A 15,677-nucleotide genomic window follows, 5' to 3' on the forward strand; every position below is an offset into this window, starting at 1 on the left:
CCAGCGGATCGGCACCGGGGCGTGGCTCAGTCCGGCCGGACGACGCCGGCGGCGCGTGCGGCCGCGAGCCAGCTCGGGAACTCGCCGACGAGCCGGTCGTACAGTTCGGCGTCGGAGACCTGTCGCGGATCCTGGCCGGCGTGGAAGAAGCCGGCGTTGTCCACGATCCGCTTGTCCGGTACGGCCAGCTCGTCCAGCTTCCGCAGGAAGTCGAACTGCCGGCTGCCCGGGTCGCCGAAGCCGACGAACTGCCAGAACAGCGGCAGCTTGGCCGCCTTGCACAGATAGCGTTCGGCGGCGAGCTTGTTGATCGGTCCGCCGTCGGTCTGGAAGACGACCAGGGCGGGGGCGGTGGCGCCGCTGTCCAGGTAGTGGTCGATGACGGCGTCCATCGCCAGGTGATAGCTGGTCCGGCCCATGTGCCCGAGCCCGGCCGCGATCCGCTCGACGCTGCCCTCGTGGCGGTCGAGGGCGATGTCGGTGACCGCGTCGACATCGGTGGAGAAGAACACCACCGGCACCCGGCCGTCGTCGTCGAGGTGCGCGGACAGGCCCAGCACCCGGTCGGCGAGTGTCTGCACGCTGCCGTCCTGGTAGTACGGCTTCATCGAGCCGGAGTAGTCGACCACGAGGTAGACGGCGGCACGCAGCCCGTCCAGGCCGTGCTTGGTGAGCGACACTCCGGCCGACTGGTAGGCGCCGACGAGCGCGGGTGCGGTCTGTTCCATCTTGCTGAGGCTGATCGCGGCCATGGTCCCCCCTCGGCTGTCCGCGCGGCCGAGCCTACGTGATCACCAGCCCCAGGTGTCGCTCCTGTCACATCCGTTCGCTATTTTGTTCGCCGCCGACCCCACCGGCTGATTCCGTCCCCTTCTCCCCACCGAGGAGCCGGCCGTGGCCGCCGATCCCGTCATCACCACCTGCTTCCGTCATCCGCGGGTGGAGTCCCATGTCCGCTGCACCCGCTGCGACCGCTACATCTGCCCGTCCTGCATGCGCGAGGCCGCCGTCGGTCATCAGTGCGTGGAGTGCGTGAAGGAGGGAGCGCGGTCGATCCGGCAGGCGCGCACCGTGTTCGGCGGCCGGATCAGCGCCGTGCCACTGGTGACGTATGTGCTTCTCGGGCTCAACGTGCTCGCCTATCTCGCCGAGTTGGCCCGTCCGTCGGTCGAGGACCGCTTCGCCATGCTCGGCACCGTGCCCGCGGGGTACCTCCCGGAGGGCGTCGCGCACGGCGAGTGGTACCGGCTGCTGACCGGCGCGTTCCTGCATCTGACGCCCGGCGAGGGCACGTTCGGCCTCACGCACATCCTGTTCAACATGCTCGCGCTGTGGAACATCGGCCGGGTGGTCGAGGCACAGCTGGGCCGGGTGCGCTATCTCGCGCTGTATCTGCTGTCGGCGCTGGGCGGCTCGGTACTGGTGCTGCTGCTCGCCCCCACGGTCTTCACCGTCGGCGCGTCCGGCGCGATCTTCGGCCTGGGCGCCGCCTACTGGGTCATGGGCCGCCGCCTCGGCCACGACATGCGGGCCGTCAACCAGCACATGGCCGGGCTGCTGCTGTGGCTGGTGATCTCCGCCTGGGTGACCTCCTGGCAGGGCCACCTCGGCGGCCTGCTGGCGGGCGGAGTGGTCACACTGGCGTACGCGTACGCACCCCGGGACAGCCGGCGCACGCTGGTCCAGGCGGCGGCGTGCGTGGCTCTGCTGGCGCTGCTGCTGGTCCTGACCTGGGCGAAGGTGACGTCCCTGACGAGCTGAGCGGAGGCGGGAGCACCAGGTGTCCGGCCTGCGGCGCCGACCTCACGCGTCCGGCCATGCCTGAGCACCCCTGGCTCGTCATCCAGGGCCGAGGCCCGCGTCGGCGGGGAGCTGCGGCGGCCGGACGCCTGGGACTCGTCGGGGAGCCGGCCGACCGGTCGGCGCGGTGGTTCCGGGCGGTGCTGGACAAGCCCGTCGTGCTCCACGTCTGGCTGAACGACGACCGGTAAAGCCTACGAGTAGCGAGCAGCCACGGGCCGCGGACATGCGACGACGCCTGCCCGGGCGTCCGGTCGGGGACAGTTGGGCAGGCGTCGTCGGCGGGGGGTCTGGGGGGTGTCCCCCCAGCAAACCCCGCCCGTACGCCGTTGTACGGGACGTCTACAGGGGTGCCGTCAGACCGCCAGGGCGCGGTCGGTCGGGCGGATCGGGGCCGGCAGGTCGCTGGCACCGGTCAGGAACCGGTCGACTCCGCGGGCGGCTGAGCGGCCCTCCGCGATCGCCCACACGATGAGGGACTGGCCGCGGCCGGCGTCACCGGCGACGAACACACCCGGCACGTTGGTCTGGAAGTCGGCGTCGCGGGCGATGTTACCGCGCTCATCGAGGTCTAGACCAAACTGCTCCACCAGGCCGTTCTCCCGGTCGGTGCCGGTGAAGCCCATGGCGAGGGTGACCAGCTGGGCCGGAATCTTGCGCTCGGTGCCCGGCTTGGAGGTCAGCTTGCCGTCGACGAACTCCACCTCGGCCAGGTGCAGCCACTGGACGTTGCCGTCCTCGTCGCCCTCGAAGTGGGTGGTGGAGACGGAGTAGACCCGCTCGCCGCCCTCCTCGTGGGCCGAGGTGACCTTGTAGAGCATCGGGAAGGTCGGCCAGGGCTGGTTGGTCGCGTGCCGCTCGTCGTTCGGGCGGGGCATGATCTCCAGCTGGGTGACGGAGGCCGCACCCTGGCGGTGGGCGGTGCCCACGCAGTCGGCGCCGGTGTCGCCACCGCCGATGACCACGACGTGCTTGCCCTCGGCCGAGATGGGGGCGGTGACGTAGTCGCCCTCCTGGACCTTGTTGGCCAGCGGCAGGTACTCCATCGCCTGGTAGATGCCCTTGAGTTCCCGGCCGGGGACGGGGAGATCACGGGCCGTGGTCGCACCGGCGGCGATGACGATCGCGTCGTACCGCTTCTTCAGGTCGGTCGCCTTGAGGTCGCGGCCGATCTCGATGCCGGTACGGAAGCGGGTGCCCTCCGCGCGCATCTGCTCGATACGGCGGTTGATGTGCCGCTTCTCCATCTTGAACTCGGGGATGCCGTACCGGAGGAGGCCTCCGACGCGGTCCGCGCGCTCGTAGACGGCGACCGTGTGGCCGGCCCGGGTCAGCTGCTGGGCGGCGGCGAGGCCCGCCGGGCCCGAGCCGATGACCGCGACCGTCTTGCCGGACAGGCGCTCGGGGATCTGCGGGGCGACGTCCCCGGTCTCCCACGCCTTGTCGATGATCGAGACCTCGACGTTCTTGATGGTGACCGGCGGCTGGTTGATGCCGAGCACGCACGCCGACTCACAAGGGGCCGGGCAGAGGCGACCGGTGAACTCCGGGAAGTTGTTGGTCGCGTGCAGCCGCTCCTGGGCGGCGGCCCAGTCCTCGCGGTAGGCGTAGTCGTTCCACTCGGGGATCAGGTTTCCGAGCGGACAGCCGTTGTGGCAGAACGGGATGCCGCAGTCCATGCACCGGCTGGCCTGCTTGCTGATGATCGGCAGCAGCGAGCCGGGGACGTAGACCTCGTTCCAGTCCTTGACGCGCTCACCGACGGGACGGGTCTTGGCGACCTCACGGCCGTGGTTCAGGAAGCCCTTCGGGTCAGCCATTGATCGCCGCCTCCATCATCTTCTCGGTGATCTCGGTCTCGGTCAGACCGGCTCGCTCGGCGGCGTCCTTGGCGGCGAGCACTGCCTTGTACGTGCTGGGGATGATCTTGCTGAACCGCTCCACGGCCGCTTCCCAGTCGGCGAGCAGCTTCTCGGCGACCGTCGAGCCGGTCTCCTCGGCGTGGCGGCGCACCACGTCGTGCAGCCACTGCTTGTCCGCCTCGTCCAGCGCCTCGACCGCATCGACGTTGCCGACGTTGACGTTGTCGCGGTCGAGGTCGATGACGTAGGCGATACCGCCGGACATGCCCGCCGCGAAGTTGCGGCCGGTCGGGCCGAGGACGACCGCGTGACCGCCGGTCATGTACTCGCAGCCGTGGTCGCCCACGCCCTCGGAGACGACCAGCGCGCCGGAGTTGCGGACGCAGAACCGCTCACCGGTACGGCCGCGCAGGAACAGCTCGCCGCCGGTGGCGCCGTAGGCGATGGTGTTGCCCGCGATGGTCGAGTACTCGGCGAGGTGGTCGGCGGCCCGGTCCGGGCGGACGACGACGCGGCCGCCGGAGAGGCCCTTGCCGACGTAGTCGTTGGCGTCGCCCTCCAGGCGGAGCGTGACACCGCGCGGCAGGAACGCGCCGAAGGACTGGCCGGCCGAGCCGGTGAAGGTGATGTCGATGGTGTCGTCGGGCAGACCCGCACCGCCGAACTTCTTCGTCACCTCGTGGCCGAGCATGGTGCCGACCGTGCGGTTGATGTTGCGGATGGCGACCTGGGCGCGCACCGGCTGGGCCTCGGTCGCGTCGTTCGCGGCGAGGGCGTCGGCGGCGAGCTTGATCAGCTCGTTGTCCAGTGCCTTCTCCAGGCCGTGGTCCTGCTCGATCAGCTGGTGGCGCACCGCGCCCTCGGGCAGGTCGGGCACGTGGAACAGCGGCTCCAGGTCCAGGCCCTGCGCCTTCCAGTGGTCCACCGCGCGCTCGACGTCCAGCACCTCGGCGTGGCCGACGGCCTCCTCGATGGAGCGGAAGCCCAGCTCGGCCAGCAGCTCGCGGACCTCCTCGGCGATGAACTGGAAGAAGTTCACGACGTACTCGGCCTTGCCGGCGAAGCGGTCGCGCAGGGTCGGGTTCTGGGTGGCGATGCCGACCGGGCAGGTGTCCAGGTGGCAGACGCGCATCATCACGCAGCCGGAGACGACGAGCGGCGCGGTCGCGAAACCGAACTCCTCGGCGCCGAGCAGCGCGGCGATGACCACGTCACGGCCGGTCTTCAGCTGGCCGTCGGTCTGGACGACGATCCGGTCGCGCAGGCCGTTGAGCAGCAGGGTCTGCTGGGTCTCGGCGAGGCCCAGCTCCCAGGGGCCGCCCGCGTGCTTCAGCGAGGTCAGCGGGGAGGCACCCGTACCACCGTCGTGACCCGAGATCAGGACCACGTCCGCGTGCGCCTTGGACACACCGGCCGCGACCGTGCCGACGCCGACCTCCGACACCAGCTTCACGTGGATACGCGCGGCCGGGTTGGCGTTCTTGAGGTCGTGGATCAGCTGGGCCAGGTCCTCGATGGAGTAGATGTCGTGGTGCGGCGGCGGGGAGATCAGGCCGACACCCGGCGTCGAGTGACGGGTCTTGGCCACCCACGGGTACACCTTGTGGCCGGGCAGCTGGCCGCCCTCGCCGGGCTTGGCGCCCTGGGCCATCTTGATCTGGATGTCGTCCGCGTTGACGAGGTACTCGCTCGTCACACCGAAGCGGCCGGAGGCGACCTGCTTGATGGCGCTGCGCCGCGCCGGGTCGTACAGACGGTCCGGGTCCTCGCCGCCCTCACCGGTGTTGGACTTGCCGCCCAGCTGGTTCATGGCGATGGCGAGGGTCTCGTGCGCCTCCTTGGAGATGGAGCCGTACGACATGGCGCCGGTGGAGAAGCGCTTGACGATCTCGCTCGCCGGCTGGACCTCGTCGATGGAGATCGGCTGCCGGTCCGACTTGAAGCCGAACAGGCCGCGCAGCGTCATCAGGCGCTCGGACTGCTCGTTCACCCGGGACGTGTACTTCTTGAAGATGTCGTAGCGACCCGTGCGCGTCGAGTGCTGGAGGCGGAAGACCGTCTCCGGGTCGAACAGGTGCGGCTCGCCCTCGCGGCGCCACTGGTACTCGCCGCCGATCTCCAGCGCGCGGTGCGCCGGGGCGATGCCGGAGGCCGGGTAGGCCTTGGCGTGGCGGGCGGCGACCTCCTCGGCGATGACGTCGATGCCGACGCCGCCGATCTTGGTGGCGGTGCCGTCGAAGTACTTCTCCACGAAGGCCGCGTCCAGGCCGACGGCCTCGAAGACCTGGGCGCCGCGGTAGGAGGCGACGGTGGAGATGCCCATCTTCGACATGACCTTCAGCACGCCCTTGCCGAGGGCGTAGATCAGGTTCTTGATGGCCTGCTCCGGCTCGATGCCGTTGAGGAAGGTGCCGGCGCGCAGCAGGTCCTCGACCGACTCCATCGCCAGGTACGGGTTGACGGCGGCGGCGCCGAAGCCGATCAGCAGGGCGACGTGGTGGACCTCGCGGACGTCGCCGGCCTCGACCAGCAGGCCCACGTGGGTGCGCTGCTTGGTGCGGATGAGGTGGTGGTGGACGGCCGCGGTGAGCAGCAGCGACGGGATCGGCGCGTGCTCGGCGTCGGAGTGCCGGTCCGACAGGACGATCAGGCGGGCGCCGTTCTCGATGGCCGCGTCGGCCTCGGCGCAGATCTCCGCGATGCGCCCGGCGAGCGCGTCACCGCCGCCGGAGACCCGGTACAGGCCCGACAGGGTCGCGGCCTTGAAGCCGGGCATGTCGCCGTCGGCGTTGATGTGGATGAGCTTGGCCAGCTCGTCGTTGTCGATGACCGGGAAGGGCAGGACGACGGACCGGCAGGAGGCGGCGCTCGGCTCGAGCAGGTTGCCCTGCGGGCCCAGCGACGAGCGCAGGGAGGTGACCAGCTCCTCGCGGATCGCGTCCAGCGGCGGGTTGGTGACCTGCGCGAACAGCTGGGTGAAGTAGTCGAAGAGCAGCCGCGGGCGCTCGGACAGGGCCGCGATCGGCGAGTCCGTGCCCATGGAGCCGATCGGCTCGGCGCCGGTGCGGGCCATCGGGGCGACGATGACGCGCAGCTCCTCCTCGGTGTAGCCGAAGGTCTGCTGACGGCGGGTGACCGAGGCGTGGGTGTGGACGATGTGCTCGCGCTCGGGCAGGTCGCCCAGCTCGATCTCGCCGGTCTCCAGCCACTCGGCGTACGGCTGCTCGGCGGCGAGGGCCGCCTTGATCTCGTCGTCCTCGATGATGCGGTGCTCGGCGGTGTCGACGAGGAACATCTTGCCGGGCTGCAGGCGGCCCTTGCGGACGACCCTGGCCGGGTCGATGTCGAGGACGCCGACCTCGGAGCCGAGGACGACCAGGCCCTCGTCGGTGACCCAGTAGCGGCCGGGGCGCAGACCGTTGCGGTCGAGCACGGCGCCGACCTGGGTGCCGTCGGTGAAGGTGACGCAGGCGGGACCGTCCCAGGGCTCCATCATCGTGGAGTGGAAGCCGTAGAAGGCGCGCCGGGCCGGGTCCATGGAGTCGTGGTTCTCCCACGCCTCCGGGATCATCATCAGCACGGAGTGCGGCAGCGAACGGCCGCCCAGGTGCAGCAGCTCCAGCACCTCGTCGAAGGAGGCGGAGTCGGAGGCGTCCGGCGTGCAGATGGGGAAGATCCGCTCCAGGCCCTTGTCGCCGCTGTGTCCATTGTCGGCAGAGCCGAACAGGTCGGAGACCAGCTGCGACTCGCGGGCGCGCATCCAGTTGCGGTTGCCCTTGACGGTGTTGATCTCACCGTTGTGCGCGACGAACCGGTACGGGTGCGCGAGCGGCCACGACGGGAAGGTGTTCGTGGAGAACCGGGAGTGCACGAGCGCGATCGCGGAGGCGAAGCGGCGGTCGGACAGGTCCGGGAAGAAGGGCTCCAGCTGGCCGGTGGTCAGCATGCCCTTGTACACGATCGTGCGCGCGGAGAGGGACGGGAAGTAGACGCCCACCTCGCGCTCGGCGCGCTTGCGCAGCACGAAGGCCTTGCGGTCCAGCGCGATGTCCTCGCTGGCGCCGTCGGCCACGAAGATCTGCCGGAAGACCGGCATAGTGGAGCGGGCGGTGGCGCCGAGCAGCTCGGGGGCGACGGGAACCTCGCGCCAGCCGAGGACGGTCAGCCCTTCCTCGGTCGCGATCGTCTCGATCTTCGAGACGGCGTCAGCGGTCCCCTCCTCCGGCAGGAAGGCGATGCCCACCGCGTAGGAGCCCGCCGCGGGAAGGTCGAATCCGGCCACCTCGCGGAAGAAGGCGTCGGGCACCTGGGAGAGGATGCCGGCGCCGTCACCCGAGTCGGGCTCGGAGCCGGTGGCACCGCGGTGCTCCAGGTTGCGCAGGACGGTGAGCGCCTGCTCGACCAGGGTGTGGGACGCCTCGCCGGTGAGGGTGGCGACGAAACCGACGCCGCACGCGTCGTGTTCGTTGCGGGGGTCGTACATACCCTGCGCAGCAGGGCGAGCATCCATGAACGACCAGTTCTGGCCATTCGCGGAGTGCTGGGACGGCTGGCGCGGCGTACGCATCGGCTCTCCCGTCGTCGTCATCAGGCATGTGGCAGGTGCCGAGGGACGACGTTGGCCCTCTGCGAAAGTGGCTAAATTTCGTGCAGGTTACATGATGGAGCGGTTCTCGGGAACCGGATACTCCGTTCCAACATGCGGACGCCACGCGGTCCGTGGCGTCGATGCCGCGCGGTGACGGCGGGGTGCCGCACGGGGCGGCGGGGGCGCCGCACGGGGGCGGCGGGGGGTGCCGCGCGATGGCGACAGGTGCCGCGTGTGGCGGCGAACGCGTGGAGGGGACCGCTGCGGACATGATCGATCGGATCGGCGTCCGGCGGCCCAAGGGGGGCGGGGAGAGCGTCTTCACTCACCCCACGGGGTGCGGCAGGCGTCATTGCCTGCGGCGCTTACGGCTCATGCCCGGTGGTCACACGGTCGAAACCAGCGAGTAATGATTTTGGCGGCTATTTATGCGGCCCAACGCATAAGTGCCGGCGGCGCTATCCTACGGCCGTTCCGAACAAGGTGCCCAGGGCGTACGTCACACCGGCGGCGGCACCACCCAGTGCGAGCTGCCTGAGCCCGCTGTACCACCAGCTGCGCGCGGTCACCCTGGCCACGACCGCACCGCACCCGAAGAGCCCGGCGAGGGCGAGCAGCACGGCAGGCCACAGCACCGTCGCACCGAGCAGGTACGGCAGCACGGGCAGCAGGGCGCCGAGGGCGAAGGAACCGAAGGAGGAGACGGCGGCGACCAGCGGCGACGGCAGATCACCGGGGTCGATGCCCAGCTCCTCGCGGGCGTGGATCTCCAGGGCCTGCTCGGGATCCGTGGACAGCTGACGCGCGACCTCCCGGGCCAGCTCGGGCTCGACACCCCGCGCCACATACAGCGCGGCGAGCTCCTCCTCCTCGTCCTGCGGGTGCTTGCGCAGCTCGCGGCGCTCGACATCGAGCTCGGCCTCGACCAGTTCCCGCTGGGAGGCGACGGAGGTGTACTCACCGGCCGCCATGGAGAAGGCACCGGCGGCGAGGCCCGCGAGCCCGGTGATGACAATGGTCTGCTGGCTCACGGCCCCACCGGCCACACCGGTCATCAGGGCGAGGTTGGAGACGAGGCCGTCCATGGCGCCGAACACGGCGGGGCGCAGCCAGCCACCGTTCACATCGCGGTGCGTGTGGTTGTCGCGGTGCGCCTCGTGCAGCGTGGCCTGGGTTTCTATGACGGCCATGGGGACCCCCGGATAGCTTAGCCAAAGCTAACTTTGGACGAGTTCTACTTTTCGACTACCCCGAACGTACGCTCATTCAGCCGCTCCCGCCAGCAAGGAAAGGCTGGGCTAACCTGCACTTTTACCCAGGCATGCTCATCCGCGCATGATCATGCTCAGATGCCAAGAGGGTGATGCGAACCCTGCGCCTGCTCGCACATCGGCGCGCAGTGGCACACATCCGCAAAGCGTCTTCGTGGTCCCGCTGAAGGAGGCCGCCCCATGGCATCGATCGCCTGTACTCCCCCGGTCCCGGCGCCCGACGACGCCGGAGCCCGCGACAGGGCCCGCGGCGCGCTGCTCGGCCTGGCCGTGGGGGACGCGCTGGGAGCGCCCGCGGAGAACCTCAGACCGTCCGAGATCCGCGCCCGCTGGGGCCGTATCACCGGGTACGTGACCGACAGGCCGAGCGGCACGGACGACACGGAGTACGCGATCTTCTCGGGTCTGCTCCTCGCCCGGCACGGCTCGGCACTGACTCCGGCGCATGTGGAGGCGGCCTGGCACGACTGGATCGCCGACCGCGCCGAGGGCCCCTTCCGCGGCGCGGGCTTCAGCGAACGCGGCACCCTGGAGAACCTGCGCCGGGGCCTGGCCGCCCCCATCTCCGCCCAGCACCGGCACGCCTGGAGCGACGGCCTCGCCATGCGGGCGGCGCCCTTCGGCGTCTTCGCGGCCGGCCGCCCCGCCGAAGCGGCCCGCCTGGTGGCGATCGACGGCTCGGTGAGCCACGAGGGCGAGGGCATCTACGGCGGACAGGCGGTCGCGGCCGGGGTGGCGGCGGCGATGACCGGCGCCCCCGTTCCGGTGGTGATCGCCGCCGCCCTCGCGGTGATCCCCGAGGACTCCTGGACGGCACGGTCCCTGCGCCGCGCGGTGGCCGTGGCCCACCGGGGCGAACGCGCGGTCCGCTCCGCGGTCGTCATCGGCGGCTATCCCTGGACCGACCTGGCCCCCGAGGCGGTCGCCCTCGCCTTCGGCGCGTACGCGGCGGCCGACGGTGACTTCAAGGAGGCGGTCCTGACCGCCGTCAACATGGGCCGCGACGCGGACACGACGGCGGCGGTGGCCGGCGCCCTCTCCGGCGCGACCCACGGCATCTGCGCGATCCCGGCCGCCTGGGCCTCGCCCATCGGACCGGCGCGCGGACGGTGCCTGCCCGCCATGGCGGGCCACCACGTCCTGGACGTGGCGGAGCTGCTGGTCCCCGAGGAGGGCGGGAAGTGGGGGGCGGGGGTCGTGCTTCCGGGTGTGCTGCCGGAGGGGGTGCGGGTGGAGGTGCCGGTAGAGGTGCCGGTGGACGTACCGGAGGTGAGCTGGGGATCACCCGTGCCGGAGGCGAGGCCCTCCCGGCAACGCGAGGGTCGGTCATGACGGCGCGCCGCATCGAGGGCCTCCTGCTCGGCCTCGCCGCAGGCGACGCCGCCGGCTGGCCCGCCGCGAGGCACCGCGCCGCCCGCATGCCGGAGTGGACCCGCCGACTGACCCGGGAACTGGACACGTTCGCCGAGCAGAACGCGACCACCACACTCCCCGTGCCGATCGCCCTCAACCAACCCCCCGAACCCCTGCGCCTCGGCCCCTCCGACGACGCCGAGTGGGCGGCCTTCGCCGCGGAGGCGGTGCTGCGGGCCGGCGACGACGACGTCCTCGGCGACCTCAGCCGAGAGCGCCGTACCCGCGCCGCCATCGACCTCACCTGGACCGCCGTCGCCGCGGAAGTCGCCGCCGCGGCGGACCGCGCGCCCGAGATCGAGTCCGCCGTACTCCCCCTGCGCGCCCGCATCTCCGTCCGCGCCGGCCTCGGCAACCTCGCCACCGGCCTGCGCCCGCCCGCCACCGGCCACGACAACCCGCACTACTTCGACGACGCCGCCTGCGTCCGCGCCTGCGTCCTCGCCGTCGCCCACCCCGGCGACCCCGAACGCGCCGCCGACCTCGCCGAGTTCGACGCCCGCTACACCCAGGACGGCGACGGCGTGCACGGCGCCCGCGCCATGGCCGCGGCGCTCGCGCTCGCCCTCGCCGACGCCGACGCCGCCACCTGTGTGACCGCCGCGCTCGCCGAACTCCCGGCCGGCACGGAGATCGGCCGCAACGCCCGCCACGCGCTCGCCCTCGTCGAGGACGGCGAGTCCGCCTTCGCCGTCGTCCCGCTCCTGGAGCACCAGATCGTCGACCACGTCTACAGCTACGGCATCGCCGCCGCCGAGACCGTTCCGGTCGCCCTCGCCCTCACCCTCGCCGCCCACGGCCGTATCGCCGAGGCCGTACCCGCCGCGGCCTGCCTCTCCCGGGTCGCCGACTCCGCCCCCGCCCTCGTCGGCGCCCTCACCGGAGCCCTCGGCGGCGGCGCGGCCGTCCCGCAGACCTGGCGGGACGCCTGCCGCACCCTGTCCGGCTGCGCCCTGCCCCGCCTCACCGGCACCGACCTGGTGGAACTCGCCGGACTCCTGGAAGCCGCACAACCGGCCCGCCCAGGAGGATGATTCGGGGCATGACGCCCAAGGAGTCCAAAGGACTCGAAGACGAAGAAAACAGCGGATCACCTCCACACAGCCCCCCACACAGCCCCCCGCACACGCTCCACGAGCGGATCACCGGCGCCCTCGTCGGAGCCGCCGTCGGCGACGCCCTCGGCGGTCCCGTCGAGGGCTACGACCCCGACCGCATCGCCGAGCGCCACGGCGGCCGCGTCCACGGCATCGTCGGCCCCTGGCACGGCGACGCCTGGCGCACCGCCCGCCCCATCGCCCCATACCACAAGGGCGACGGCCACGTCACCGACGACACCCTGATGACCCACGCGCTGATCCGGGTGTACGCGCGCGTCCGCGACCACCTCGACGCGTACGCGATCGCCGACCACCTGGTCCCGGACCTGATGACGAACCCGCGCTGGATCCCGGAGCTGGAGACCGAGGCCCTGCCCCTGCAGCGCCTCTTCCTCGCCGAGAAGTGGCTCGTGGCCCGGCTGGCCTACGGCCACGCAGACCCCCGGGAGGCGGGCGTCGGCAATATCGTCAACTGCGGCGCGGCGATGTACATGGCCCCCGTCGGCCTGGTCAACGCGGCCAACCCGGCCGCCGCCTACGCCGAGGCGCTGGACATCACCGGCGCGCACCAGTCGTCGTACGGCCGTGAGGCGGCCGGTGTCCTCGCCGCGGCCGTCGCCGCCGCCACGACGCCCGGCGCGACCCCGGACTCGGTCGTCACCGCCTGTCTGTCCCTGGCGAAGGACGGCACGCGCGAGGCGATCGAGAAGGTCTGCGAAGTGGCCCGTGATCACCGTGACTTCGAGTCGGCGCTACGACCCCTGCGCGCGGCGGTGGCCCCGTACGACACCGTCGGCCCGGACTACCGCTCCCCCTCCCTGGCCGCCCGCCGCCCCTCCCGGCTGCACGCCATCGAGGAACTGCCCATCGCCCTGGGCATGTTGCTGGTCTCCGGCGGCGACTACCGGCACGCGGTCCTCGGCGCGGTCAACTACGGCCGCGACTGCGACTCGATCGCCACGATGGCCGGTGCCCTGGCGGGCGCCCTCGGCTCGCCCGTCCCGGAGGACTGGGCGAAGACGGTCGCGGAGGCCAGCCGACTGGACCTGTGGGAGCCGGCCCGCACGCTGACCGAGGTCACGCGGGAGATCTTCGACCGGGACGTACTCCGGCGCCGCGCGCACGAGCGGGCGTTCACGGCACTCGGAGGCACCGGATGCTCCGACTGACCTGGGTCCAGCCGGAGGATCTGCTGGGCCACGAACTCCGCCAGGCGCGCCTGGACGGACGGGAACCGGCGGCGGTCGAGGCGCGCTGGCGAGCGGCGGGCGGCATGGACGCACCGCTGCGCGCAGGCGCGTCCACCCACCGGGCCTCCCGCTACCTGCGCCTCCTGGCGGAGGACCTACTGGACGAACTGGCCGACCTGCCCAGCCGTCTGTCCGACGACGAGCCGACGGACCTGGCCCGCATCAAGTCCCTGTGCCCGGACTGGCCGACGCCGCCGAACTGCCTGCGACCACCGTCGTTCGACTGCGGGCCGGTGGGGGCTGATCGCGCCCGCGCGGCGGCAGCCGCATATCGAACAGAGCCCCGCGCCCCTGGGGAGCTGCGGTACCGCCGGCTTCGGGGCACCGCCGCCGCTGCGGGCAGTCGTGCCGCCGGGGGCGGCGCCCGTCCCGCAGACAGCGGCACCCCGCAAGCGCGGGCCAGCGACCCACCCCCCGCGCCGGCCCCAACCCCGGCCGCCTTGGAAGCCGCCTGGCTCGGCCGAGCCATCGGGTGCCTCCTCGGCAAACCCGTCGAAAAGCTCCCCCTCGCCGCCATCCGCGCCCTCGCCCAAGCCGCCGGAAACTGGCCCCTCACCACCTACTTCACGGCCCACGGCGTCCCGGAGGACCTCCTCGCCGCGCACCCCTGGAACCGCCGCTCGGCCGCCACCTCCCTCGCCGAGAACATCGACGGCATGCCCGAGGACGACGACCTCAACTACCCCCTGCTGAACCTCCTTCTCCTCCAGCGGCACGGAAAGACCTTCACCACGGCGGACGTCGCACGGCTCTGGCTGGACGAACTCCCGCCCGGCCGCACCTTCACCGCCGAGCGCATCGCCTACCGCAACCTCCTCAGCGGCATCGACCCCCCGCACACGGCCCGCCACCGCAACCCCTTCCGCGAGTGGATCGGCGCCCTGATCCGCGCCGACGTGCACGGCTGGACCAACCCCGGCGATCCGGCCGCCGCGGCCGAGCAGGCCCACCGCGACGCGGTCCTCACCCACACCGCCAACGGCGTCTACGCGGCGATGTTCACGGCCGCCGTCATCGCCACCGCCGCCACCGGCGCCCATGACATCCACGCCTGCCTGCGTACCGGCCGACGGGTGGTCCCGCCCCGCTCCCGGCTGGCGCGGGCGATCGACCACGCCGTCCGGCTGGCCGGGTCCCACGAGGACTTCGACGACGTCGTGGACGAACTCCACGCCCGCTACTCCCCCACCCACCACTGGGTCCACGCCATCCCCAACACCGCCCTGCTCGCCGCCGCCCTCACCCACGCGGACGGCGACTTCACCGGCTCCATCTGCCGTGCGGTGTCGGGCGGCCTGGACACGGACTCGGGCGGCGCCACGGCCGGCAGCATCGCGGGCCTGCTCGCGGGCGAACCCGCCGCCCTCCCCGACCGCTGGCGGGCCCCGCTGAAGAACCGCCTCGCCACCACGGTCGCCGACTTCGACGGCACCGGCTTCGACACCCTCGCCCACCTCACCCACCTGGAGACGACCCGCTCATGACCCACATCGTCGTCCTCGGCAGCACGAACATGGACCTCGTCACCTATGTCGCCAAGGCTCCGCAGCGCGGCGAGACCGTGACCGGACGGGAGTTCCGCACGATCCCCGGCGGCAAGGGATCCAACCAGGCGATCGCCGCGGCCCGCGCCGGCGCCACCGTCTCGATGATCGGCGCCGTCGGCAACGACACCTTCGGCGTGCGGCTGCGCGACACCCTCGAACACTCCGGCGTGGACACCGACTTCCTGCGTACGGTCGAGGGCCCGTCCGGCACCGCGCACATCGTGGTGGACGACGAGGGCGCCAACTCCATCGTCGTCATCCCCGGCGCCAACGGCACCGTCGACCATCTCTCCCCCGGCGACGAGGGCCTGCTCGCCTCCGCCGACGCCCTGCTGCTGCAACTGGAGATCCCGCTGGCCGCGGTCGTCGCGGGCGCTCAGGCGGCGCGCCGGCACGGGGTCCGTACGGTCCTCACCCCGTCGCCCGCCCAGCCGCTGCCGCCCGAACTCCTCGCCGCGACCGACCTGTTGGTGCCGAACGAGTACGAGGCGGTCACCCTCACCGGCCGCACCGACCCGCGCGAGGCCGCCGCCGCCCTGCTGGACCTGGTGCCGGAGGTCGTCGTCACCCTCGGCGCGACGGGCAGCCTCTACCTGGCCCGGGGCACCGAGCCGCTGGTGATCCCGGCGCCGAAGGTGACCGCCGTCGACTCCACGGGCGCCGGCGACACCTTCGTCGGCGCGCTCGCGGTGGCCCTCGCCGAGGAGAAACCGGTGCGGGAGGCCCTGTCCTGGGCGGCGGCGGCCGCGGCGATCTCCGTCCAGCGGGCCGGGGCCTCGGTGTCGATGCCGTACCGCCAGGAGATCGACGTCCAGTTCACCGCATGAGGAGCCCTGTATGAGGTAC

At 72.0% G+C, this 15,677-nt stretch carries 11 protein-coding genes; 7 read left to right on the forward strand and 4 right to left on the reverse strand.

The features are described 5' to 3' along the window. Positions 1-26: 26 nt before the first annotated feature. A complete protein-coding gene (locus ACWC0C_RS36110) occupies positions 27-752 on the reverse strand; it encodes a VWA domain-containing protein (protein WP_450868488.1) in 726 nt (241 codons plus the stop codon). A gap of 142 nt (positions 753-894) precedes the next feature. On the opposite strand from ACWC0C_RS36110, the gene ACWC0C_RS36115 reads away from it, so the two are divergent. Beyond that, positions 895-1,761: a rhomboid family intramembrane serine protease gene (locus tag ACWC0C_RS36115; protein WP_450868490.1), complete on the forward strand. Its 867-nt coding sequence runs from the start codon at positions 895-897 to the stop codon at positions 1,759-1,761. 56 nt (positions 1,762-1,817) lie between these two features. Further along, a complete protein-coding gene (locus ACWC0C_RS36120; RefSeq protein ID WP_450868491.1) occupies positions 1,818-1,991 on the forward strand; it encodes a hypothetical protein in 174 nt (57 codons plus the stop codon). A 165-nt stretch (positions 1,992-2,156) separates the two neighbouring features. Here ACWC0C_RS36120 and ACWC0C_RS36125 read toward each other — a convergent pair whose 3' ends face one another. From ACWC0C_RS36125 to ACWC0C_RS36135, 3 genes are all read right to left on the reverse strand, one after another. Next, on the reverse strand, positions 2,157-3,620 hold the full coding sequence (locus tag ACWC0C_RS36125) for a glutamate synthase subunit beta (protein WP_449196007.1): 1,464 nt from the start codon (positions 3,618-3,620) through the stop codon (positions 2,157-2,159). Next, positions 3,613-8,229, reverse strand: a complete 4,617-nt coding sequence (gene gltB, locus ACWC0C_RS36130; RefSeq protein ID WP_450868493.1) for a glutamate synthase large subunit — start codon at positions 8,227-8,229, stop codon at positions 3,613-3,615. Before gltB ends, ACWC0C_RS36125 begins: the two co-directional genes overlap by 8 nt. 479 nt (positions 8,230-8,708) lie before the next feature. Then, positions 8,709-9,440: a VIT1/CCC1 transporter family protein gene (locus ACWC0C_RS36135; RefSeq protein ID WP_449196009.1), complete on the reverse strand. Its 732-nt coding sequence runs from the start codon at positions 9,438-9,440 to the stop codon at positions 8,709-8,711. A 261-nt stretch (positions 9,441-9,701) separates the two neighbouring features. Here ACWC0C_RS36135 and ACWC0C_RS36140 point away from each other — a divergent pair, with 261 nt between their 5' ends. The 5 genes from ACWC0C_RS36140 to rbsK are packed head-to-tail and all read left to right on the forward strand — an operon-like array spanning position 9,702 to position 15,658. Continuing rightward, positions 9,702-10,853 carry an ADP-ribosylglycohydrolase family protein gene (locus ACWC0C_RS36140; RefSeq protein ID WP_450868494.1) on the forward strand — a complete coding sequence of 384 codons (1,152 nt, stop codon included), beginning with the start codon at positions 9,702-9,704 and terminating at the stop codon, positions 10,851-10,853. Next, complete coding sequence (locus ACWC0C_RS36145) at positions 10,850-11,968, forward strand: ADP-ribosylglycohydrolase family protein (protein WP_449196011.1); 1,119 nt, start codon at positions 10,850-10,852, stop codon at positions 11,966-11,968. Before ACWC0C_RS36140 ends, ACWC0C_RS36145 begins: the two co-directional genes overlap by 4 nt. A gap of 8 nt (positions 11,969-11,976) precedes the next feature. Further along, positions 11,977-13,203: an ADP-ribosylglycohydrolase family protein gene (locus tag ACWC0C_RS36150; RefSeq protein WP_450868496.1), complete on the forward strand. Its 1,227-nt coding sequence runs from the start codon at positions 11,977-11,979 to the stop codon at positions 13,201-13,203. After that, the gene (locus ACWC0C_RS36155) at positions 13,191-14,768 is read left to right on the forward strand and encodes an ADP-ribosylglycohydrolase family protein (protein WP_450868498.1); all 1,578 of its coding nucleotides are present in this window, start codon (positions 13,191-13,193) and stop codon (positions 14,766-14,768) included. The genes ACWC0C_RS36150 and ACWC0C_RS36155 overlap by 13 nt, the downstream gene beginning before the upstream one ends. Continuing rightward, positions 14,765-15,658, forward strand: coding sequence for a ribokinase (gene rbsK / locus ACWC0C_RS36160; RefSeq protein ID WP_450868499.1), 894 nt, complete (start codon positions 14,765-14,767; stop codon positions 15,656-15,658). Before ACWC0C_RS36155 ends, rbsK begins: the two co-directional genes overlap by 4 nt. Positions 15,659-15,677: the final 19 nt, after the last annotated feature.

This window comes from Streptomyces sp. NPDC001709, assembly GCF_053596375.1.